The organism is Clostridium sp., from assembly GCF_032576335.1.
GTDB lineage: Bacteria > Bacillota > Clostridia > Oscillospirales > Acutalibacteraceae > Faecalispora.
The window spans coordinates 331,503-353,348 of record NZ_JAWFXC010000001.1 but is presented as its reverse complement, the minus strand read 5'-3'; the positions used below and the strand labels follow the sequence as shown (position 1 = coordinate 353,348).

At 46.4% G+C, this 21,846-nt stretch carries 21 protein-coding genes; 12 read left to right on the top strand and 9 right to left on the bottom strand.

The window, feature by feature from the left end:
- The 9 genes from E7L17_RS01590 to E7L17_RS01550 all read left to right on the top strand — a co-directional run bounded on the left by E7L17_RS01590 (position 1) and on the right by E7L17_RS01550 (position 9,416).
- A complete protein-coding gene (locus E7L17_RS01590) occupies positions 1 to 1,170 on the top strand; it encodes a phosphopentomutase (protein WP_316321506.1) in 1,170 nt (389 codons plus the stop codon).
- Positions 1,171 to 1,190: 20 nt separating this feature from the next.
- Positions 1,191 to 1,901, top strand: coding sequence for a purine-nucleoside phosphorylase (gene deoD, locus E7L17_RS01585; RefSeq protein ID WP_316321505.1), 711 nt, complete (start codon positions 1,191 to 1,193; stop codon positions 1,899 to 1,901).
- Between the two features lie 144 nt (positions 1,902 to 2,045).
- Positions 2,046 to 3,131, top strand: coding sequence for a BMP family ABC transporter substrate-binding protein (locus tag E7L17_RS01580; protein WP_316321504.1), 1,086 nt, complete (start codon positions 2,046 to 2,048; stop codon positions 3,129 to 3,131).
- Between the two features lie 93 nt (positions 3,132 to 3,224).
- Positions 3,225 to 4,766, top strand: coding sequence for an ABC transporter ATP-binding protein (locus E7L17_RS01575; protein ID WP_316321503.1), 1,542 nt, complete (start codon positions 3,225 to 3,227; stop codon positions 4,764 to 4,766).
- Positions 4,750 to 5,877, top strand: coding sequence for an ABC transporter permease (locus tag E7L17_RS01570; protein WP_316321502.1), 1,128 nt, complete (start codon positions 4,750 to 4,752; stop codon positions 5,875 to 5,877). Before E7L17_RS01575 ends, E7L17_RS01570 begins: the two co-directional genes overlap by 17 nt.
- A complete protein-coding gene (locus E7L17_RS01565) occupies positions 5,867 to 6,793 on the top strand; it encodes an ABC transporter permease (RefSeq protein ID WP_316321501.1) in 927 nt (308 codons plus the stop codon). The genes E7L17_RS01570 and E7L17_RS01565 overlap by 11 nt, the downstream gene beginning before the upstream one ends.
- Before the next feature lie 15 nt (positions 6,794 to 6,808).
- Positions 6,809 to 7,477 (top strand): deoxyribose-phosphate aldolase, encoded by a 669-nt coding sequence (gene deoC, locus E7L17_RS01560; RefSeq protein WP_316321500.1) that lies wholly within the window; start codon positions 6,809 to 6,811, stop codon positions 7,475 to 7,477.
- Positions 7,383 to 7,976 carry a cytidine deaminase gene (locus E7L17_RS01555; protein WP_316321499.1) on the top strand — a complete coding sequence of 198 codons (594 nt, stop codon included), beginning with the start codon at positions 7,383 to 7,385 and terminating at the stop codon, positions 7,974 to 7,976. Before deoC ends, E7L17_RS01555 begins: the two co-directional genes overlap by 95 nt.
- Positions 7,977 to 8,093: 117 nt before the next feature.
- Complete coding sequence (locus E7L17_RS01550; protein WP_316321498.1) at positions 8,094 to 9,416, top strand: pyrimidine-nucleoside phosphorylase; 1,323 nt, start codon at positions 8,094 to 8,096, stop codon at positions 9,414 to 9,416.
- Positions 9,417 to 9,531: 115 nt separating this feature from the next.
- On the opposite strand, the gene E7L17_RS01545 is transcribed toward E7L17_RS01550, so the two are convergent.
- The 7 genes from E7L17_RS01545 to E7L17_RS01515 all read right to left on the bottom strand — a co-directional run bounded on the left by E7L17_RS01545 (position 9,532) and on the right by E7L17_RS01515 (position 16,659).
- Positions 9,532 to 10,335 carry an ABC transporter ATP-binding protein gene (locus E7L17_RS01545; RefSeq protein ID WP_316321497.1) on the bottom strand — a complete coding sequence of 268 codons (804 nt, stop codon included), beginning with the start codon at positions 10,333 to 10,335 and terminating at the stop codon, positions 9,532 to 9,534.
- Positions 10,332 to 11,321 (bottom strand): iron ABC transporter permease, encoded by a 990-nt coding sequence (locus tag E7L17_RS01540; protein ID WP_316321496.1) that lies wholly within the window; start codon positions 11,319 to 11,321, stop codon positions 10,332 to 10,334. The genes E7L17_RS01545 and E7L17_RS01540 overlap by 4 nt, the downstream gene beginning before the upstream one ends.
- Before the next feature lie 17 nt (positions 11,322 to 11,338).
- Positions 11,339 to 12,499 (bottom strand): ABC transporter substrate-binding protein, encoded by a 1,161-nt coding sequence (locus E7L17_RS01535; protein ID WP_316321495.1) that lies wholly within the window; start codon positions 12,497 to 12,499, stop codon positions 11,339 to 11,341.
- 107 nt (positions 12,500 to 12,606) lie between these two features.
- Complete coding sequence (locus E7L17_RS01530) at positions 12,607 to 13,779, bottom strand: nitrogenase component 1 (RefSeq protein ID WP_316321494.1); 1,173 nt, start codon at positions 13,777 to 13,779, stop codon at positions 12,607 to 12,609.
- A gap of 5 nt (positions 13,780 to 13,784) precedes the next feature.
- Positions 13,785 to 15,047 (bottom strand): nitrogenase component 1, encoded by a 1,263-nt coding sequence (locus tag E7L17_RS01525; protein WP_316321493.1) that lies wholly within the window; start codon positions 15,045 to 15,047, stop codon positions 13,785 to 13,787.
- Positions 15,040 to 15,795: a nitrogenase iron protein NifH gene (locus E7L17_RS01520; RefSeq protein ID WP_316321604.1), complete on the bottom strand. Its 756-nt coding sequence runs from the start codon at positions 15,793 to 15,795 to the stop codon at positions 15,040 to 15,042. The genes E7L17_RS01525 and E7L17_RS01520 overlap by 8 nt, the downstream gene beginning before the upstream one ends.
- A 243-nt stretch (positions 15,796 to 16,038) precedes the next feature.
- Positions 16,039 to 16,659: a TetR/AcrR family transcriptional regulator gene (locus tag E7L17_RS01515; RefSeq protein ID WP_316321492.1), complete on the bottom strand. Its 621-nt coding sequence runs from the start codon at positions 16,657 to 16,659 to the stop codon at positions 16,039 to 16,041.
- Between the two features lie 147 nt (positions 16,660 to 16,806).
- Here E7L17_RS01515 and E7L17_RS01510 point away from each other — a divergent pair, with 147 nt between their 5' ends.
- Complete coding sequence (locus E7L17_RS01510; protein ID WP_316321491.1) at positions 16,807 to 17,268, top strand: DUF6790 family protein; 462 nt, start codon at positions 16,807 to 16,809, stop codon at positions 17,266 to 17,268.
- A 35-nt stretch (positions 17,269 to 17,303) separates the two neighbouring features.
- Here the strand turns inward: E7L17_RS01510 and E7L17_RS01505 are convergent, their stop codons facing one another.
- Positions 17,304 to 17,828 carry a methylated-DNA--[protein]-cysteine S-methyltransferase gene (locus E7L17_RS01505; protein WP_316321490.1) on the bottom strand — a complete coding sequence of 175 codons (525 nt, stop codon included), beginning with the start codon at positions 17,826 to 17,828 and terminating at the stop codon, positions 17,304 to 17,306.
- 70 nt (positions 17,829 to 17,898) lie between these two features.
- The gene (locus tag E7L17_RS01500; protein WP_316321489.1) at positions 17,899 to 18,882 is read right to left on the bottom strand and encodes a DUF2971 domain-containing protein; all 984 of its coding nucleotides are present in this window, start codon (positions 18,880 to 18,882) and stop codon (positions 17,899 to 17,901) included.
- 378 nt (positions 18,883 to 19,260) lie between these two features.
- Between E7L17_RS01500 and E7L17_RS01495 the strand changes: the two genes are divergently transcribed.
- Together E7L17_RS01495 and E7L17_RS01490 are read left to right on the top strand one after the other, a co-directional pair.
- Entirely contained in the window at positions 19,261 to 19,815 is a 555-nt protein-coding gene (locus E7L17_RS01495; protein ID WP_316321488.1) for a TetR/AcrR family transcriptional regulator, read from the top strand.
- Between the two features lie 155 nt (positions 19,816 to 19,970).
- Complete coding sequence (locus tag E7L17_RS01490; RefSeq protein WP_316321487.1) at positions 19,971 to 21,746, top strand: oleate hydratase; 1,776 nt, start codon at positions 19,971 to 19,973, stop codon at positions 21,744 to 21,746.
- The last annotated feature ends 100 nt before the right edge of the window (positions 21,747 to 21,846 follow it).

Genomic DNA, 21,846 nt, shown 5'->3' with positions numbered 1-21,846 from the left:
ATGAACAAACGAGTGTTTTTGATTGTATTAGATAGCTGTGGTATTGGCGAAGAACCGGACGCCGCAGAATACGGCGATGAGGGCAGCAATACACTGGCAGCTTGCGCTACCAGCTCGTATTTTCATATGCCCAATATGCAAAAGCTTGGCCTGTTCAATATTGATGGAGTAGACTGCTGGCCAAAGGAAAGCACACCTGCCGGAGCATTTGCTCGATTGCAGGAGGCTTCAAAGGGAAAAGATACCACAATCGGCCACTGGGAGATTTCTGGCATTTATTCCCCCAAGCCACTGCCCACGTATCCCAATGGCTTCCCGGCGGATGTGATTCAGGAATTTGAAGAAAAAACAGGCCGCCGCGTTATATGCAACAAGCCGTATTCCGGCACCGATGTCATCTGTGATTACGGGAAAGAGCATGTGGAAACCGGCGCTTTAATCGTGTATACTTCCGCAGACAGTGTATTTCAAATTGCGGCTCATGAATCCGTTGTACCACTGGAAGAACTCTATCGTTATTGCAAAATCGCGAGAGAAATGCTTCAAGGGGAGCATGGGGTAGGCCGTGTGATTGCCCGCCCGTTTATCGGTGAGTTCCCGAACTTCTCGCGTACTTCAAACCGGCATGATTTCTCTATGGAGCCGCCTGCCGTAACCATGCTTGACCAGCTTAGTGAAAAAGGTTTTGATGTAATTGCCGTGGGCAAAATCAACGATATTTTTGTTGGCAAAGGCATTACGGAATCGATTGGTACAAAAAACAATGCAGACGGCATTGAACGTACACTTGGTTACCTGCAAAAAGATTTTAACGGCTTATGCTTTGTCAATTTAGTAGATTTTGATATGCTGTATGGCCACCGCAACGATGTGGACGGCTACGCAAAGGCACTCGCTTACTTTGATGAAAAAGTACCCGAGCTGTTAGCTGGGCTGCGCGACGATGATCTACTCATGATTACTGCAGACCACGGCTGCGACCCTGCCACACCGTCAACGGATCACTCCCGTGAGTACATTCCGTGGGTGATTACAGGCAAGCAGGTAAAGGCGGGCGCAAATTTGGGAACAAGACCTACATTTGCGAACATTGGTGCAACAATCCTTGAGTATTTCGGCATTGAGCCGCGCATTACAGGTGAATCCTGCCTTAACGATATTGTAAGATAAAAAACAGGAGGTAACGAAATATGTCTAGCATACCAACGCCCCATAATGCCGCCAAGGAAGGCGAAATTGCCAAAACCGTTCTCATGCCGGGCGACCCGCTACGCGCAAAGTTTATTGCAGAAACGTATTTGGAAAACGTAACCTGCTTTAACACCATTCGCAATATGCTTGGTTTTACCGGTACCTATAAAGGCCGCCCCGTTTCTGTAATGGGTGGTGGCATGGGTATTCCCTCCGTGGGTATTTACACCTATGAGCTATTTAACTTCTATGGAGTAGAAAATATAATTCGTATTGGTTCCGCTGGCGGGTTGGATGATTCGGTTCAGCTTCGCGATGTGGTAGCCGGTATGGGCGCTTGCACCAACTCCAGCTTTGCAGACCAGTATCGTCTTCCCGGTACCTACGCACCTATTGCCGATTTTGGCCTATTAAGCCGTGCGGTAAAGGCTGCGGAAGAATTAGGGATTTCTATGAAGGTAGGTAATGTTCTTTCCAGCGATACCTTTTACGACGATAATGAAGATTTTCTTCCCGCTTGGAAGAGAATGGGAATTCTCGCTGTAGAAATGGAAGCGGCGGCGTTATACATGAATGCCGCTCGTGCGGGGAAAAATGCTCTATGTCTGCTTACGATTTCAGATCGCCCGCTTGCAGGCGAATCCCTTCCGGCGGAGGAGCGCCAAACAGGCTTTACGCAAATGATGGAGATTGCTCTCGCACTCGCCTAATTATTTCTTTGGTTTTTAAAGCTGAATACATTGCCAGAATAGGGAGTGTGTAAGCTTCCGGTTATTCTCATCCCCCGTCCTCAAAGCCAGAAATACCGCTTTACAGCGGTGTATCATATTTCAAAATTATCAGGAGGAAAATGTATGAAAAAGGTACTTGCAATTTTACTCGCAGCATCTATGGCTCTTTCTGCCACAGCATGCTCAAGCGGCTCGAAGCCGTCCTCAAGCACAACACCCAGTGCAGCCCCCTCTGGTGCTGAAACATCCAGCACAGCAAAAGCTGATTTTAAGGTCACCATGGTTACTGATACCGGCGGTGTAAACGACCAGTCCTTCAACCAGCTTTCTTGGGAAGGCCTGCAGAGACTGAAGACCGACACCGGTGCAGAAGTAAGCTACACCGAATCCAAGCAGGATGCAGACTATGCAACCAACCTTGACAAAGCAGTGGATGACAACAACAACCTGATTTGGGGCGTTGGCTTTGCAATGGGTGATGCAATCAAAACAGCTGCTACAGCAAATAAGGATGTTCAGTTTGCTATTGTTGACAACGATTATGGCAAAGAAACTCCCGCTAACGTAACTGCGGTTGTGTTCCGTGCACAGGAGCCCTCCTTCCTTGTTGGATACGTTGCAGCAAAAACCACCAAAACCAACAAGGTTGGCTTTGTGGGCGGCATTAAGAGCGACGTTATCGACCAGTTTGAATACGGCTACAAAGCCGGCGTTGCTTATGGCGCAAAAGAGATGAACAAGAAGATTGAAGTTGTTGCTCAGTATGCAGAGAGCTTCAGCGATTCTGCGAAGGGTAAAGCAATTGCTTCCAAAATGTTCTCCGGCGGATGCGACATCGTATTCCACGCTGCGGGCAACGTTGGTACCGGCGTTATTGAAGCTGCAAAAGAGTCAAAGAAATTTGCAATCGGTGTGGATAAAGACCAGGCTTACCTTGCTCCCGAGTATGTTTTGACTTCTGCTTTGAAGAAGGTTGACAAAGCTGTTGAAGAAGTTTCCAAAGAAATCAAAGAAGGCAAAAAGACCGGCGGCACCACAATCAGCCTCGGCGTAAAAGAAGATGCTGCTGGTATCCCGGCTGAGCACAAGCTGATGGGCGAAGACACCTATAAGGCTGCTGCTGCTCTGCAAGACCAGATTAAAGAAGGCAAGCTGGTTCCTCCCGCAAGTGAGAAGGACTACAACGCTTTCGTTAAGGACATGAAATAATAATTGCATCTGACTAGACACTTTTTTATGGAGGGGCGCCCTTCGGGCGCCTTTCCCATAGAAAAGAAAACGGAAGGTTAGGGGAGAGTTACTATGGAATACAGCCCGGAATATGCAGTACAGATGCACGGTATTGTAAAAATGTTCGGCTCCTTTTGTGCCCTTGATCAGGTACATTTGGACGTAAAAAAAGGCTCTATTCACGCTATATTGGGCGAGAACGGCGCCGGCAAAAGCACTCTTATGAATGTGCTTTATGGTCTTTACCAGGCCGAAGCAGGAGAAATTTACTTAAATGGCGAGAAAGTCACCATTAAAAACCCGAACGACGCCATTGCACATGGAATCGGAATGGTTCACCAGCACTTTATGCTGGTAGACAATTTTACCGTTACCGAAAACATTATTCTAGGTAAGGAAGTAACCAACCAGTTTGGTGTACTCGACATGAAAAAAGCGCGTGAGGACGTTGTGAAGATTGTAAAGGAATATGGTCTTCAGGTTGACCCCGACGCGAAAATTGAAGATATCTCTGTTGGTATGCAGCAGCGTGTTGAAATTCTAAAGGCGTTGTACCGCGGCGCAGACATTTTGATTCTGGATGAACCAACCGCTGTGCTTACTCCGCAGGAGATTCATGAACTGATTGAAATTATGCGCGGTTTAGCGGCCAATGGGAAAACGATTATCATCATTACCCATAAGCTCAAAGAAATTAAATCGTCGTCCGATGTTTGTACCATTATTCGCCGAGGTAAGTATATCGACACCTTCCCCGTGGCAGATGTAAGCGAAGAAGAGCTTGCAACAAAAATGGTGGGGCACCAGGTAAAGCTGGTGGTTGATAAAACACCCGCGGAACCTGGCGACGTTGTATTTGAAATTGAAAACCTGACAGTGAAGGACGAACGCGGGCTTGAAGCGGTGAAGAACCTTTCGCTTCGCGTGCGCAGAGGCGAGATTGTCGGAATTGCCGGTGTTGACGGAAATGGTCAAAAAGAGCTGGTAGAGGCAATTACCTGCCTAACGAAGGTGGAAAGCGGAACCATCAACATAAATGGAGCCGAAATTCAGAACACCACTCCCCGCAACGTCATTGAACATAAAATTTCTACCATACATGAAGATCGCCAGCGCCGCGGCCTCGTTCTCCCGTTCACCGTAGCGGAGAACTCTGTGCTCGAAAAGTACCGCAGCGATGAATTTAGCAAGCGCGGTATGCTAATGCTGGATAAAATCACGGCCTTTGCGAAGCGCCTGGTAGAAGATTACGACATTCGCCCTGCGGGGTGCGAATCCCACCCGGCGCGCGGGCTTTCCGGTGGTAACCAGCAAAAGGTAATCATTGCGAGAGAAATTTCGAATGAACCCGATTTGCTGATAGCCGTACAGCCTACCCGTGGCCTCGACGTTGGTGCCATTGAGTACGTGCACAAAATGCTGATTCAGGAACGCGATAAGGGCAAGGCAATTTTGCTTATTTCGCTGGAGCTGGATGAAATTTTAAATGTAGCCGATACCGTCAACGTTATTTACGACGGAGCCATTACCGGTTCGTTTACACAGGAAGAGGCCGATGAAAACACAGTTGGACTATTAATGGCGGGAGGAAAGCGGAATGAAAACGCTGGTTAAAATTCTAAAGAAACCAATCACCTCCACGCTGATTGCTGTTTTATTTGGCTTTCTGGTAGCGGCGATTGTCTTGATTCTGGCTGGGTATAACCCCATTGAGGCGTTTGGTGCGCTGTTTAATGGTATTTTCTCAAAGCCCAAGTACATATCTAACGTAATTATAAAAGCAACCCCCATTATCCTCACGGGTCTTTCGGTTGCATTTGCCTATAAGACCGGCCTGTTTAACATTGGTGCAGAGGGGCAGTACATTGCGGGTACCGTGTTAGCGGTGCTGGTTGGTGCAAAGCTCGATTTGGCGCCGGTGCTGCAAATCCCGATTGTTGTGCTGGCGGGTGTGCTCGGCGGTGCGCTGTTTGGCGGTATGGTTGGATTGCTAAAGGCAAAGTTTGGTATACACGAGGTTATTACCAGCATTATGCTGAACTGGATTGGTCTGTATTTCTGCAACTTTGTGGTGAATTCTGAAGCGTACCACAGACCCAATTCCACTGCCAGTCTTCCGGTAAATGAATCAAGCTTTACCATGCTTCTTCCAAATTGGAAGGCTTCTCCCGAGGGAGTGGAAGCACTTAAGCCTCATAAATGGCTTTATGACATGTTGGTTCGTACCGATGTGAACTTTGGAATTTTAATCGCAATTATAATGGTTGCAATTATTTGGGTATTGCTGTATCGTTCCAAAAAAGGTTACGAGCTGCGTGCAGTTGGTTTTAACCGCGATGCAGCGGAATTCTCTGGCATCAATGTGAACCGCAATATTATTGACGCAATGCTGATTGCGGGTGCGCTGTCTGGCCTTGCTGGTGCACTGACGATTACTGGCGTGGCTCCGCATAGTATCTCTACGCTGGCCGCATTCGAGAACAACGGCTTTAACGGTCTTTCCGTAGCGCTGATTGCTGGTTCGTCTCCGGTTGGCTGTGTGTTTGCTGGCTTGCTGTTTGGCGGCCTATTGTATGGCGGCCAGAGTGTTCAGCAGGTGGTAGGCGCACCGACTGAAATCATTAATATCATGATTGGTACCATTGTGTTCTTTGTTGCCTTAACTCGGATTATCCCGATTTTGGCAGACAGATTGGGAAAGAGGGGTACTGAACATGTTAAATGATATCTTGCTTTTAATCGGCATTACAATGATGTACTCCACCCCCCTGGTCTTTGGCGCATTGGGCGGTGTTATTTCGGAACGAGCCGGTGTTGTAAACATTGGTATTGAAGGTATGATGACCATGGGTGCGTTAACCGCAGCCTCCGTCAGCTACTTTACCGGCAACCCTTGGCTTGGCTTCTTGGCGGCAGGTGCAGCGGGCGCAGCAATTGCGCTTTTGCATGCGATTGCTTCCATTACCTTTAATGCGGACCAAACCATTTCTGGTATCGCCATTAACCTGCTTGGCCCCGGCTTCGCACTGTTTTTCTGCCGCCTGTTATTTGACAATGCGGCAATGACTCCCCCTGTAACCACTTTGCCAAAGCTGTTTGGCGAAAATGGGTTCCATGGCACTGCTTTTGAGAACCTGAATGTAGACGTTACGGTTCTATTGAGTCTGATTGCTACGGTTGTGATTTGGTTTGTGCTTTATAAAACCAAGTGGGGACTTCGCATTCGCTCTGTGGGTGAATACCCTGCAGCGGCAGATACCCTCGGTATCAATGTTACCCGCACCCGCTACATTTGTGTATTGCTGTCTGGTGTATTGGGTGGTTTTGGCGGCGCTTCCATGACCTTGGCGATTATTTCTCAGTTTAATCAGACGGCCATCAGCGGTCAGGGCTTTATTGCGCTGGCAGCGGTCATCTTTGGTAAATGGACTCCGTTTGGTGCGTACGGTGCATGCTTGCTGTTCGGTTTGGCACAGGCACTTACCGTTGTGCTTGGCGGCAGTGACAGCAGTATCGTCCTCCCCAGCCAGATTCTGGCCATGCTGCCATATGTATTAACCATTATTGTGTTGGTTCTCTTTGTTGGCCGCTCCGTTGCCCCCAAGGCAGACGGTGTGCCCTATGAAAAAGGAGAACGCTAATAGAAGGAGAAACTTATGGAACAATCTAAAATTGTCGGTACGGTAGACCATACCCTGCTCAAGCAGGTAACCACTTGGGAGCAGATAAAAGAGCTTTGTGATGACGCAATGCAATACCACACCGCGTCTGTGTGTATTCCCGCCAGCTATGTAAAGCAGGCCAAAGAGTATGTGGGCGATGCAATGCGTGTGTGTACGGTCATTGGTTTCCCCAACGGCTACTCTACCACAGCGGTAAAGGTGTTCGAAACCCAAGACGCAGTACAAAACGGTGCCGATGAAATCGACATGGTAATCAATATTGGATGGGTGAAAGACGGCCTCTACGAGCAGGTTGAGGATGAAATTAAGAAAATAAAGCAAGCCTGTGGCGGCCACATTCTCAAAGTGATTATTGAGACTTGCCTTCTTACGGAAGAAGAAAAGATTCGCATGTGCGAGGTTGTTACAAGCTCAGGAGCCGACTACATTAAAACCTCCACCGGTTTTTCTACGAATGGTGCAACCTTTGACGATGTAGCGCTGTTTGCAAAGCATGTAGGCCCGAACGTTAAAATTAAGGCGGCGGGTGGAATTGCAAGTATGGAGGATGCAGAGCGGTTTATTTCGCTCGGGGCTTCTAGACTTGGCACAAGCCGTATCATTCAGATTATTAAAAACGAAGCGATTACAGAGACGTATTAATACGGTTCGGTTCGTTTCAACAGGGGAGGGCGGATTCTTGATCCGCCCTTTGCCATCAAAAAATAGAAAGAAGGAGCGAAATATGACCGATAAAGAACTGGTAAAAGCGGCAATTGAAGCGCGTGAAATGGCCTATACTCCCTATTCGGGATTCGCTGTTGGTGCGGCGCTTCTCACTGCCGAAGGCAAACTGTACCAAGGCTGTAATATTGAAAATGCTGCTTACACTCCAAGCAATTGCGCGGAACGTACCGCGTTTTTTAAAGCGGTAAGCGTTGGTGAGCGCAATTTTACTGCCATTGCCATCGTAGGCGGGAAAAAAGGAGAGCCCATTCGTGAGTATTGCGCTCCCTGCGGTGTGTGCCGCCAAGTAATGATGGAATTCGGTGACCCCGAAAGCTTCCGTATTCTTCTGGCGAAAAGCCCGGAGGAATGGCAGACATATACATTAAAAGAGTTGCTTCCGCTTGGGTTTAGCGGTAAGGATTTAGAGCAATAATACATTCAAATTCGGCAGGCAAAGCAATGGCCTGAATAAAGCCGTTGCTTTTACGATAATAAAATATTAGAACGTTTTTTTATAGAAAAATAGTATTTTTAGAAAAGGGTGACCCACATGAGAATGTTCGATATTATTGAGAAAAAAAGAGATGGCGGGGAACTGACGAAGGAAGAAATTGAGTATTTCATCCATGGCTATGTAGCAGGGGATATTCCGGATTACCAGGCTTCTGCGCTGTTGATGGCGATCTATTATAAAGGGATGACCGAGGAAGAAACCGCTACCCTTACCATGAGCATGGCAACTTCAGGGGATACGGTAGACCTATCCTCCATTCCAGGCATTAAGGTAGATAAGCACAGCACTGGCGGTGTTGGCGATAAAACCACTCTCATTATTTCTCCTATTGTGGCTTCTCTTGGCGTACCGGTTGCTAAAATGAGCGGGCGCGGCCTTGGACACACCGGCGGAACCATCGACAAAATGGAGGCCATTCCGGGTATGGAGACTTTCCTAGACCGGGAGCGCTTCTTTGAGATTGTGCGCAAGGTTGGCGTTAGTGTAATCGGGCAGTCCGGCAACCTGGTTCCCGCAGACAAAAAGCTGTATGCTCTGCGCGATGTTACCGCTACGGTGAACAGCATCCCGCTGATTGCTTCGAGCATCATGAGTAAAAAAATTGCGGCTGGCTCGGACTGTATTCTTCTGGATGTAAAAGAGGGCAGCGGTGCTTTTATGAAAACACTAGATGATTCCATCCGTCTTGCCGACGCCATGGTATCGATTGGTGAGCACGTAGGCCGCAGAACGGTGGCTTTAATTACGGATATGAGCCGCCCGCTGGGCAATGCGATTGGCAACTCTTTAGAGATTTGCGAGGTATGCGATACCCTCAAGGGCAACGGCCCTGCGGATTTAACAGCAATTTGCATTGAGCTTGCCGCCAACATGCTGTTCCTTGCAGGCAAGGGCAGTATTGAGGAATGCAAACCCATGGCAGAAAAGCAGCTCCACAATGGCGAAGCGTATGAGCGTTTGAAACAAATGGTTGCCGCACAGGGCGGCGATGTATCTGTTCTGGACGACAATAGCAAATTTGAACAGGCAAAGGTTCAAAAAGAGGTTTACGCCAAGCAGGATGGTTGGTTCTACGCAATGGATACCGCAAAGTGCGGTATGGCTTCCGTTGAGCTTGGAGCAGGGCGTGAAAAGAAAGAAGATTCCATTGATTACAGCGCTGGAATCATCCTCAAAAAGAAAGTCGGCGACCGGGTGAAAAAGGGTGAACCGCTTGCGGTATTCTACACCTCAAAGGAATCGCTTTGTGAACCGGCAGAGCGTTTGTTCCAAAGCTCTGTTACCATAAGTGATGAAGCCCCAAAAGAAATTCCTCTCGTGTATGCGCGTGTTACCGGTGACGGTGTAGAGCGCTATTAATAAATCTTCCATTAAGAAAAAAGGCAGAGAAACGAAGCTTTCGTTTCTCTGCCTTTTCATTATAGTTCATTTTGAATAGAGAAGAAAAATTATCTTTTAATTTAAAAAAAGGGAGTTAATGTACGGCTTGCTTTGAGCCAACGGGAATCACACAGTGAAAGGCTTCATTCTCCACTTCTACACTGCGAATACACACCCTTACCGAAAAAGCACGGTTTAAATTCTCTTCGCTAATCACCTCAGTGCATTTGCCATACATACAAGTTCCGTCGCGGTTGAGAATGAGCGCATCGTCTGCAATCTGTAAAGCGTGGTCGGGGTAATGGGTGTTAATAATGGCGGAAATTCCGCGCTGGCGTGCAAGCTCCTGAATGCAGTTTAGCACAGTAAGCTGATTTTTAAAATCGAGGTTCGATTCCGGTTCATCCAATACCAGCATAGAGGGATTTGAGGTGATGGCACGTGCAATGAGCACCATTTGTAGCTCTCCGCCGCTCATTTCGTTGCACTGCTTATCTTTTAAACCCAGAATTCCAATAGATTCCATGCAGGAGAGTGCCAGCTTTTCATCCTTTGCACTTGGTAATTCAAACATTTTTAGGTGGGAGGAACGCCCCAAAGTGACCATCTCTTTTGCTGTATAAGAAAATACAGAGGATTTTGCCTGCGGTACATAGGCAATTTTCTGCCATAGCTCGCGTTCTTGTATTTGGGCAAGCGGTGTGCCATCCAACAGGCTTTCCCCGCTGTTCCATTTTAGCATTCCCATCATACAGCGTAGTAGAGTGGTTTTGCCCACGCCGTTTGAGCCAAGAACACTCAGCACCTTTCCGCTTTCCACGCGCAGGCACACGTCTTTTAGAATCTGCCGTTCGGTTCCGGGGTAACGGTAACAGCCATTTTTTACTTCAAATGTCATAACTGAGTTCCTCCCGTTTTACGCAAAAGACCAATAAAGAACGGAGCGCCAATTACGGCGGTTAAAATTGAGATAGGTATTTCTGCGCCGGTTGCGCTGCGTGCCAGTGTATCGATAATCAGCAAGAAGATGGCACCAAAGCTGATGCTGACCGGAATCACATTCTTATTGTTGCTTCCATACAGCATTCTTGCCACATGGGGAACCAGCAGCCCCACCCAGCCCACTTGTCCGCACATAGAGACACAGGAGGCAGTGACAAAAGTTGAGGCAAACATAATCATAAGGCGAATTCTCTTTACGTTCACACCAAGGGAGCGGGCTTCGTCATCGCTGAGTGCCATAATGTTGAGGCGCCAGCGCAGGAAGAAGATGATGAGTATTCCGGCGATGATAAAGGGCAAGCCCAGCATCAAACTGGCATAGCTAACACCGGTCAGGCTGCCCATGAGCCAATAGGTAATGCTGGGGAGTACGTCCTGTGGGTCTGCCACGAACTTTACGAGAGACACCATCGCTTGAAACAGAGAAGAAACCACCATGCCGCTTAGAACGACCATAATAATGGTGCTTTTGCCCTTTTGCCGACTGATGATGGTGGTCATGATAATGGCACACATGCCAAATACGAGGGCAGAAAGCTGAACAGCAATTAGGTTCTTAGAAAACATAAGCGCCACCGCCGCACCAAAGGAGGCACCGCTTGCCACACCGAGGGTATCGGGAGTGGCGAGCGGATTTGTAAATAGCCCCTGGAAGGCAGCGCCAGAAACAGCCAGACCGGCTCCGATGCAAATTGCCAAAACAACGCGAGGCAAACGAACACCAAACAAGACGGAAAGCTGGGTGGAATCTACACTTGCTCCGGTAAAGGGTGAGAAAAGAACGTTTATCGTATCCGGAATACTGATAAAGTACCGGCCAATGCCAAGGCACACAATGGCGGCGGCAAAGGGAAGTACCAGTAAGACGACCTTACTTTTCATACTGAGAGATGCCCGGATCATTTCTTTAAACCGGAACCATCACTGGAAGGATTGAAAATCTGCTGAAGCTCTTCTTCCGTAAGGTCGTAGTTGTAAAAGCGCTTGTAATACTCTTTTACTTCTTTATTCATATCAACGTTTTTAAATAGCTCCGGCTGGGTTTTGGACGCTAACCACTTTAAGGAAAGGGGAGTGTCAGATGCAGGGGGGAACCAACGGTACATGCCAAGCGGGAATTTATAGACCTTTTTGTCCTGTACGGCTTTTACCTTGCTCCAGTCAAAGCCTTCAATGGAGTTGCTGTAAAGGTCTTCGGGCTGATAGGGGGTAAAGTTGGTAATAAAAATCATGTCTGGGTTCCACTGGTAAATTTGCTCCATATTAATATCGGCAATGCCTTTTAGGTCTTTGGCAACGTTTTCTGCTCCGGTTGTGTCGAGCCAAAACTGACCAAAGAAGTTACTGCCAGAGGTTTTTATCGCTCCGTTTTCGTAGCGGAAAAGTATGAGCACCCGAGGCTTTTTTATAGAATCGCCTGCCGCTTTGATAGTTGCGGTAACTTCATCTTCTACCTCATAGCCATAGTCCGCAATTTTTTTCGCAGTTTCGGTTTGGCCAAGTACCTCACCGAGCAGGGTAACCCAATTGTCAAAGGTTTTTACCGAATTGAACTCAAACTTGCTGGTACTAAAGCCCACGGCAGGGATTCCCGCTTTGGTGAGCGCCTCATAGTCTGCCTTTTTATCGGCAGAGTAGAACACTACGTCAGGCTTTAGTTTGATTACTTCTTCAATGTTAAGGTTTCCATCCTTTATAAAATCGGTGCTCGCATTCAGAATTTCTGGGTGAACCTTAGGTAGTATGGAGTTTTTTGCCGCCGCCATGGAGGAGGGGTCCATACCTACTACCTTTCCCGATGCACCGTCAAACAGAGCCACGACGGAGGGAAGAGGCAAAATAGAAGAAATCACGATACGATTGATTTGAGTGGGGAGCTCAATGCTATTCCCCGCGTGGTCAACAACGGTGTGCGTACCGCTTGCCGCTTTTGACGCATCGGAAGAAGCGGCTTCCCCGGAAGAGGACTGCCCTGCGGTTCCCGCACAGCCTGCAAGGGCAGAGGTTAGCATCAGTACGCTAACTGCCGCAGAAAGAATTCTTTTTGAAAACTTGAACATGTTCTACCTACTTTCCTGAGTATGTCCTGCCGAAAAACAATGAAATCATTCGGCAGAATAATCTATTTTTATTCTAATAAGCAGCATTACACTGCCATTATTCTGGTTTATTGCTGGTCTGTGTGATGCTCAGCACGTGAATCAAAGAAGGATTGAAACTTTTCTCCAATACAGCTTACCGGAGCCATTCCAGACATTTTACTGGAAATACAGTAAGAGGGCAGGTCAAAATATTCGACCTTTGTTTCCGGTTGCAGCAGCATACGTAGCATGGGGTCACCAATGATTCTGCGATACTTGCGTGAATTGATTGCGGCATCTATTTTCTGTTCGTCGTTCAGGTTTAAAATGTTTTCACCCACAAGCTCACTTTCAATGCCAAATAAACAGCCGCAGTCCGCAGTGATGCCATAGTCTGCTTCGAGCGCAAGCTGTAAGCTGCGGCATAAAATCTCATCGCCTAGTACCAGAGTGTCTGCTTTACCACCTGTTGCAGTTGGAATGACCGTTGTTTGCTCGCGCAGAGAATCACGGATTGCGCTCAGCCAATCCTCTTTTGCCTTATTCCCAATCGGAATCTGCACCAGATACGGAATGCCAAAGCGCTTTTCCATGTAACGTGCGGGTGGTAAGCCAGACTGCGAGACAACAAGGTTCAGCGAAGCCTGAGCAGCATTTTCAATCGCCTGCATCGTTAGACCATCGCAAAAGCTGCAAACCAGCTCGAAGCCATTTTCTTTTATGAGGGCTTTTAAGTCGTTTGTGGCATTACTGGAGAAATCCAGTGGGGTAACGCCCAAAAGGTTGACTCCGTTTGCTATCTTGCGTTCCGCTGTTTTGGTGAAGCGTTGCATCAGTGAAATACAGGTTTGTGCAATACCATCGGAGTAATATTTGGTTCCGGTTGTGTCGAACCCAAGGCAGGGGATACCGGTGCGAGACTCAATGTCTGCCGCTATGCCCACCATGTCGGTTCCGATAACCATTGGCACAGGGCTTCCGATTAAAACAATCAGCTCGGGGTTTAAACTTTCCGCCGCCTTTAATACCTTTTGAATCAGCTTTTCATCATCGCCCAAAATAGCATCAATTTCACGCAGACCGGAGCAGAAAATAGCGGCCTTGGAGCCATACCATCGGGGCTCATCGTAGCCGGTATAGTTGCCGGTACAGCCGGATGCGTCGTGCAATACCGCGACGCAGTTCAGCTCGAAAATAGCCGAGCATACCCCGGAATAATCGGGGGAAAAGGGAGGGAGTTTTACGCAAAGCTTGCCCAAATCAATTACACCACCAATCCATAATCCTCAATTAGCGCTCGCAGGTCAATCACTGTGTCTGCGGCTTTCTCCAGCAGCTCCATAAATCGGCGGATGCCGTAATAGCCGAATAGACCCTCATCGGCAAACAAATCCACCACATGCTCTGAGCCGCAAATATAGGCGGCGTTTACACCAATGGAGAGACTTTTGGGGAAACGCTTATCAAACTTTACAATGTCGTTGTGCTGAGGCTGTATGATTTCTACTGTGGGAAGATTCTGTAAAACCCAATTGTAAGCATCGCGGTCACTTGGAATAACCTCCTGCGCTACAATTTGGTGAACTGCAAAACCGTAGCTGGAAAGTGCCTTGGCTAAGCTGAATGGGCGAACAACAGCAGAAGAATCGAGTATGATTGGTAGCTTGCCAATCTTGTTTACCGCATGCTCAATGGCGGCCTGTGCGGCTAGTTTGTCTGCTGTAAAATCATAAGCCGGCGCTTTGTCTGGGAATAAAAATTCTTGCATTTGCCGGTATTGCTCTGCTACGTCGTCCATATTGTAGCTAACGGGGAAAAAGCGGTAGGGGGTGTTACAGCGTTTTTCCATTTCTTTTGCCGCCTTTACGCCCGGGGGCATAAGCACAAGGTTAAATGAGCTTTTGGCCATCTCCTGCCACTGGTCAAAGCTTTCGTATTGGCTAACATGGCGCAGCGGAGCAAATCCGTTTTGCTCAAGTAGTTTATGTAGTTCGCATTCCGGGTCAATAGAAACTAGATTCCCAATGCTGTTCACACCACCGTCATGCTCAGGTTGCTTTGCGAGCAGGCTGTACACTCGTTTTTGTATCCCAACGGGTGGTGGCTCGTCCGAACCAAGCGTGATGGGATTCATGTGCGCTAAGCGGAACTGTATGTCTGGGTAGCGAAGCTCCAGCTCGGCCTCTACTGCGTCGCAGTCGGTACCAATCAGGTCATCCAGACAGCTGACAAACACAAAAATGGCACGCGGTCGTTTTTTTAATACGTTGAGCAGTTCTTCCGCCGCTTCCAATATCAAATTGTCGTAGCCATTTATAATATCGCTTTGGTCAATGTAGTAGTAAGAAATGCGGTCTTTTAGACCCTGCTTGAGGATGCCGAGCGCACCATGCCTGCCGCAGGCAAAGGGAGAAATGAAAAGCTGGTGGCTTTCTGGCGCGAGCATGCCAATACGAACTACGCCCCAGCCGCCGTGGGCTGGTGTGGCATAGTGAAGTGTGGATTCAAAACACCCGCAGCTATTCATTGCATACCTCCATTACCTTTGAAGCGAGGTCTAAATACTCTTTAGCCATTTCACAATCTGGGAACGCTTCAATTACCGTTTTTCCCTCGTTTTCCGCACGCTGTACATAGGAGCTGCGGGGAACTACCTTTACGATATGTGTTCCAATTTCTTCTGCGGCTTTCTGTACTAGCTCCTGCTCATTTTCAATATTGCGGGAGTTCAGGATAATACCCGAGGATTTTGCGTAGCCGCGGTTTCCAAAGTTTTTAATCGCCTGCGAAATATTGCTTGCCGCATACAGCGACATCATTTCGCCCGAGGTAACAATGAAAACACGGTCAGCATACCCGCCGCGTATGGGCATGGCAAAGCCGCCGCATACCACATCTCCCAGTACATCGTAGAAAACAATGTCGGGCTGAAAAACGTCATAGGCGTGTAATTCCTCCAGCTTGTTAAAGGCGGTAATAATGCCGCGCCCAGCACACCCAATTCCCGGTGTTGGCCCGCCGGATTCCACACAAATTACGTTTGAAAACCCGGTGTATGTAATATCCTCCAGCTTTAAATCATCACCCTTATCCCGAATTTGATCGAGCACGGTTGGGATTTTGCGCCCATTCATCAAATTTTTGGTGGAGTCTGCCTTTGGGTCGCACCCAATTTGCATGACCCGGTACCCTTGCACAGCGAGTGCAGCGGAAAGGTTAGAGGTGGTTGTGGATTTTCCGATTCCGCCTTTCCCGTAAATGGCAATCTTATACAAATGGTTCACTTCCATTCCTGCATGAAGCATGAGTTAGTTAGCTTTAACTAACTGGTTGCCGGAGTTCAAAGCGACGTGTGATTCTACCCATAAGATAATAATTTGCTTTGCTTGGCATCTAGTTAGCTTAATCTAACATTTAGCTTTAGCATAGCAAAGCAATTCCTCAAAGTCAATATATAACAAAAAAGTTCTTATTTCCCTAAGAAATCTCTAAATTATAAAAAGAAGTAAAAAGAAGTTTTAGTTTGTTTGAATAAACAAATATTGGCAAACCGCATCTACGCCGGCATTTAAGATGCGCTCCTCTTCAATGGGACTCTCAAGAAATACAATCTGGTCAACAATAGAGCGTATGAATTGGTCTACCACAATCGCGCAAGCTTCCAGATCCTCCACACGCAGTAGGTGTTTCGACTCAAATAAATCGCGCGTTATTATTTCGCGAATCATATACTGCTGTTTTTTCATAACGGCAGAAACTTCAGGGATCGTAAAGCTCAAAATCTGCAATTCTTTGTTTAAAGAAATGGAAGAACGGTGCAATTCTATGAGTCTTCGAATCAATTGCTCCACCCATGCCCGAGGGGATTCGTGAAGCTCACTTGCTTGGCTGCGTAATTCGAGAACAGCAACCTGAAAAGACTGATTATATCGTTCCAGTATTTCGAAAAAGATGGTGTTTTTATCTTTGTAGTAAGAATATAAGCTCCCAATGGATAAATTGGCAACTTTGGCAATCTCGTTTGTTGTGGTGTTGTAATATCCCTTTTCACAAAAAAGGGCATAGGCAACATCAAGTATTTTTGTTTTTGTTTGAATGCTTCGGGTTTGTTTTGGGATACGAACTTTATCAGCGTTCATTTTGCCTCACCTCTATTTTATTGTAAATCATATTTTAAGGATTTGTCAAAGGAATATGAGCAAAAACTTATATTTAGTTGACGATAGAAAAAGAAAAGAATATAATATGAGCAATTACTCACGTTATATTCTTTTCAGGAGGTTTCTATGATTTTTCTGTATACATGGCTTTTGGGAATTGTGGCAGGATTCATAGCTGTTCTTTGCAGCCCAGAGGGCATAACGATTGCAGCTGCGAGCGAAACACTGCTGTTTTATCAGCTAACGATTACAGTAACCCTGAGTGGGCTCATTGGGTTTATTGGCCATGTGTTTCGCTCGGATATGGTGGCGGAATCCATTGGTTGGGAAAAGGGAAGTCCCTTTCAAAAAGAGCTGGGCTTTGCCGAGCTCGGTTATGCAATCGCTGGCTTTCTGTGCTTGTTTTTTGGCAGAGAATTTTGGTTGGCAGTCATCGTATTAATATCACCGCTCTATTTACTTGCAGCGATGAATCACTTAAAAGAGCTTATTATCTGGAAGAACAAGGCACCCAATAACATATGGGCAATCTTGCCCGATATTTTATTGCCCACCACTTGGTTTCTACTGTTTCTGTTATCAAAATAATGGGTCTTGTCCTATTGAAGTTCAAAGAAAAAGAGCTAGGAACGTGCAGCTGTGTTAGAAAGCTCTGCATGCTCATGTTTTAAAAGCCATAATTTTTTATCGGTACCGCCAGCATAACCGGTTAGCTTACCCTTAGAACCAACAACGCGGTGGCAGGGAATAATAATGGAGATGGGGTTGTGCCCCACGGCTCCGCCAACGGCCTGGGAAGACATATGCGGTAAACTTCTGCGGGCAGCCATTTTTTCGGATATTTGACCATAGGTGATTACTTCGCCATAAGGAATTTCTAAGAGAATTTCCCAAACCTCCTTGCGGAATTCACTGCCGCTTGGCGCAAGGGGAAGCGATGCCGCAGAGGGGCATTCACCTGCAAAATAACGGTTTAACCAGTCTGTTACCGTGTGGAAAACAGCTAAATCCTGATTTTCTTCCATTGGCTGTGTTACCGTGCCGCCAAAGTATTTTTGTCCTTCAAACCATAAGCCTAAGAGATGCGTGCCGTCGCTCGCAAGCGTGATTGCGCCAAGGGGAGAGGGATACTGTGCGGAATAAAACATTTTGGTTCCTCCTAACTCACAAACAGTTCTATCAATTCTTTCGGGCATTTCTGTGTTTTAAAATGAGCGTTTAATAGCGAATTGGGATTTTAGATTCATTGATTTCAATGTGGCTATCGTAACCATTGTCCTGTAAATAGCGTTGCAGGCCAGCCGTTGCAAGAGAATTTTCTACCATTGGGGCTACCGTAATTTTTTTAATCACACCGTTTTTGCGGAAAGGCACGTCGCAATGTGGGGTTACCACTCCTTGCCGAACGGTATAGGCAATTTTAAGCGAACCGCCCGGTATTTCCGTTTGCCGTTCTGGCATTCGTAGAACAAAACGATATTCTTTTTCGCTGGAAAAGGAAGCATCTTTAAAAAACAATCGGAAGTTTTCAAGGTAAGAGACTAACTCTGCGTATTTTTCTTGAATTATCAGTTCCTGTTCCTCTGAATCTGCGATGCTCTCAAGCGCAAGGTGCAGAGATTCATCCGTAACCTGTATGGCTTTTTTCAAAGTGTCAATTTTCTCTTTATTGCTGTAAATTACGGGGCCGTAAAATAGCTTGCTGTTATGTTGGGTCATACTTGAAAGAGAGCCCACGATGTCGTTTACTGATATACCAAGGTTATAGCCTTGGTATTTGTTGCCTTTTACATAATAGTTCCACATGTTGAGCAGGTCTGGGTCGGTGGAAGCACAAAAAACAAAATGTCGCATCGTTAGCAGCTTTGTTCCGCCATGCCCAAGGGATGGGTTCTCGACCACTAATTCTTGGAAATCGTACTTGTCGTTTATAAAGCCCTGAATCAGTTCGCTAAGGCCAGTATGGTAAAGGGATGAGCGAATCTCTTCGAATGCGGCTTCCAATGGAATATGAATGTGGTTGTATTCAGAGCGGTCATTAAGAAACTGGCAATCGGTAAAACGGATACTGGGTGAGGAAAGGATTGCGAGAAGACCTTCTGGGGAAGTATAGTGATAAACCGTTTTATTCCGATTTTTTGTTTCTTTTTCCGCCGTTGGGTGAAAGCAAAAGATTTTCGATGGTAAAATGGTATCTTCCAAAAGAAATCCCTCCTTCCAGAAAAGTCAATCGAGTAGTATTACTTTGATTATAGCAGGAGTGCGAATTTCTGTATACTTCCATTTTGCAAATTTTATAGTGCATTTTAATTGTTCCAAAAGAAGTTAAAACGTTGGAATAGAATGGAGTTTATATATTGTTTTTCTTTATGACATAAAAAGAAACAAGTTTCGCAAACTGTACGAGAGAGAGCGTAAAATTGCAAAGCCTTAGCAGAACGCCATCCACAAGAAGAATAAATCCCAGCATTAAAACAAAACATTGTAATGTTTTTAAATTCCCGTTTAAATGAACACGCAATTGTGATTTAATATCTTTAATCTATATTTCTATTTGAGGTGAAGAAGGGAGGCGCCCGAATGTCCCAAATAACAAAGCGAGCATTGGAGGATTCGCTCAAGCATCTTTTGCTACAAAAGCCGCTGAGCAAAATCACCGTGTCAGACATTGCAAAGGATTGCGGCATCAACCGAATGACCTTTTATTATCATTTTAAAGATATTTACGATTTAATTGAGTGGATTTGCGTAGAAGAAACGGCAAGGGCCATCAATGGCAAAAAAACATATGAAACGTGGCAACAGGGATTTTTACAAACTTTTCAACTGGTTCTTGCGAACAAGCCATTTATTACGAATGTATATCATTCCGTTAGCCGCGAAAAAATGGAAGACTATTTTTATGCGATTACGTACGATCTTCTGATTGGCGTAATTGAAGAAAAAGCAGCAGGAATGAATGTTTCGCAAGAGGATAAAGATTTTATTGCCAGCTTTTACAACTATGCCTTTGTCGGGCTGTTAATTCATTGGATTAAAAAAGACATGCGGGAAGACCCGCAGGTCATTATAGACCGCCTGAGCATCCTCATTCAAGGGGATGTAACGAGGGCATTGGAGAAATATCAAGGATAAAATTTATCAAAAATCTGAAAATGATAAAAAAATAGTCAGTTTTCGATTCATGATGGGATTCTTATCATTGCCCTCTTTTTGCTGATTGTGGAATCTGCGAAAAACTCTATACTGGTGATTGTAGTAAGAAATCAAACCATTATGGAGGTATTGCTATGTACTATTCAAAGGGTAATTATGAGTCGTTGGCACGCCCGGAAAAACCGCAGGGTGTAGAACGCAAATCTGCATATTTGATTGGTTCGGGTCTGGCATCCCTCGCCGCCGCCGCTTTTTTGGTTCGCGATGGACAGATGGACGGCAAGAGAGTGCACATTTTAGAAAAGGACCCCATTGCAGGCGGTGCTTGCGATGGATACGAATACGATAATACCGGGTTTGTCATCCGCGGTGGTCGTGAGATTGACAACCGCTACGAATGCTTGTGGGATTTATTCCATTCTGTCCCGTCGCTGGAGACGGAGGGCGCCAGTGTTTTGGATGAGTTTTATTGGCTCAATAAGCACGACCCCAACAGCTCGTTAACCCGTGCAACCGTAAACCGCGGGGAAGATGCCCACACAGACGGCAAGTTTACCTTATCCAATGAGGGCATGCAAGAGATTATGCGCCTCTTCTTTACTCCGGATGAAGCTCTGTATAACAAGCGTATTTCCGAGGTATTCAGCGATGAAGTTTTAAACTCGAATTTCTGGCTCTACTGGCGCACCATGTTTGCTTTTGAAAACTGGCACAGCGCACTCGAAATGAAGCTGTATATCAAGCGCTTCATTCACCACATTGGCGGCATGCCCGACTTTACTGCGGTGCGTTTTACAAAGTTCAACCAGTATGAATCTTTCATTTTGCCGTTAGTAAAATATTTGGAAGCAAACAATGTTCAGTTCCATTTTGACACAAAGGTAGAGAATATTCTGTTCGATACAAAAGCTGATAAAAAAGTGGCAACCCGTATTGATATTGTTCAGGATGGCCGTGAGGAGCACATTGACCTAACGGAAAACGACATGGTGTTCATCACCAATGGCGGCTGCGTTGAGAATTCTTCTATCGGCAACCAAGACACTCCCGCTTCCTTCAATAAGGAAATCAAAAAAGGCGGCGGCTGGGATATGTGGCGTAAGATTGCGGCACAAGACCCCTCCTTTGGTCACCCAGATAAATTCTGCTACGATGCAGAGCAAAGCAATTGGATGTCCGCCACAGTTACAACTCTTGATGACCGCATTCCCCCGTACATTCAGAAAATCTGCAAGCGCGACCCCTTTAGTGGCAAGGTAGTTACCGGCGGAATCGTAACCGCAAAGGATTCAAACTGGCTGCTTAGCTGGACCTTTAACCGCCAACCCCATTTCCGCAGCCAGCCCAAGGGTCAGCTCGTAGGTTGGGTATACGCCTTGTTTACAGATAAACCCGGCAACTTTGTGAAAAAGCCTATGCGTGATTGCACCGGCAAAGAAATTTGCATGGAATGGCTGTATCACATGGGTGTTCCCGAGAATGAAATTGAAGAAATGGCAGAAAAAAGCGCGAACACCGTGCCCTGCATGATGCCCTATATTACCGCTTTCTTTATGCCTCGTGAAGCAGGTGACCGCCCGAATGTAATTCCGGCTGGCAGTGTGAACTTTGCGTTCCTTGGTCAATTTGCAGAAACAACAAGGGATACCATTTTTACCATTGAATATTCTGTTCGTACCGCTATGGAGAGCGTTTACACCCTGCTCGGAATTGACCGTGGTGTGCCTGAGGTTTGGGGAAGCACCTACGATGTTCGTGATTTGCTCAATGCTACCGCAAAGCTGGGCGACGGCAAGAAGATTACGGAGATGGAGCTTGACCCCAAAATCAAAATGGTGCTCGGTGAGGTACTCAAAAAGATTGCAGGCTCCGATATAGAAAAACTGCTTAAAGAATATCAGTTAATTTAGTTTCTAAATAGCTTTAAAATGGAAACCCTCCCAAGACGAAAACTTTCGTTTCGGGAGGGTTTTATTTCTAATATCAATTTAGAATCGCGCAGTTTGGAGA

Coding starts and splice junctions, on each gene's coding strand:
- E7L17_RS01490 (WP_316321487.1), top strand. CDS start 19,971: ATGTACTATTCAAAGGGTAATTATGAGTCGTTGGCACGCCCGGAAAAA.
- E7L17_RS01535 (WP_316321495.1), bottom strand. CDS start 12,499: ATGTTCAAGTTTTCAAAAAGAATTCTTTCTGCGGCAGTTAGCGTACTG.
- E7L17_RS01525 (WP_316321493.1), bottom strand. CDS start 15,047: ATGAATAGCTGCGGGTGTTTTGAATCCACACTTCACTATGCCACACCA.
- E7L17_RS01510 (WP_316321491.1), top strand. CDS start 16,807: ATGATTTTTCTGTATACATGGCTTTTGGGAATTGTGGCAGGATTCATA.
- E7L17_RS01575 (WP_316321503.1), top strand. CDS start 3,225: ATGGAATACAGCCCGGAATATGCAGTACAGATGCACGGTATTGTAAAA.
- E7L17_RS01565 (WP_316321501.1), top strand. CDS start 5,867: ATGTTAAATGATATCTTGCTTTTAATCGGCATTACAATGATGTACTCC.
- E7L17_RS01570 (WP_316321502.1), top strand. CDS start 4,750: ATGAAAACGCTGGTTAAAATTCTAAAGAAACCAATCACCTCCACGCTG.
- E7L17_RS01540 (WP_316321496.1), bottom strand. CDS start 11,321: ATGAAAAGTAAGGTCGTCTTACTGGTACTTCCCTTTGCCGCCGCCATT.
- E7L17_RS01495 (WP_316321488.1), top strand. CDS start 19,261: ATGTCCCAAATAACAAAGCGAGCATTGGAGGATTCGCTCAAGCATCTT.
- deoC (WP_316321500.1), top strand. CDS start 6,809: ATGGAACAATCTAAAATTGTCGGTACGGTAGACCATACCCTGCTCAAG.
- E7L17_RS01590 (WP_316321506.1), top strand. CDS start 1: ATGAACAAACGAGTGTTTTTGATTGTATTAGATAGCTGTGGTATTGGC.
- E7L17_RS01580 (WP_316321504.1), top strand. CDS start 2,046: ATGAAAAAGGTACTTGCAATTTTACTCGCAGCATCTATGGCTCTTTCT.
- deoD (WP_316321505.1), top strand. CDS start 1,191: ATGTCTAGCATACCAACGCCCCATAATGCCGCCAAGGAAGGCGAAATT.
- E7L17_RS01515 (WP_316321492.1), bottom strand. CDS start 16,659: ATGAACGCTGATAAAGTTCGTATCCCAAAACAAACCCGAAGCATTCAA.
- E7L17_RS01550 (WP_316321498.1), top strand. CDS start 8,094: ATGAGAATGTTCGATATTATTGAGAAAAAAAGAGATGGCGGGGAACTG.
- E7L17_RS01555 (WP_316321499.1), top strand. CDS start 7,383: ATGCAGAGCGGTTTATTTCGCTCGGGGCTTCTAGACTTGGCACAAGCC.
- E7L17_RS01505 (WP_316321490.1), bottom strand. CDS start 17,828: ATGTTTTATTCCGCACAGTATCCCTCTCCCCTTGGCGCAATCACGCTT.
- E7L17_RS01545 (WP_316321497.1), bottom strand. CDS start 10,335: ATGACATTTGAAGTAAAAAATGGCTGTTACCGTTACCCCGGAACCGAA.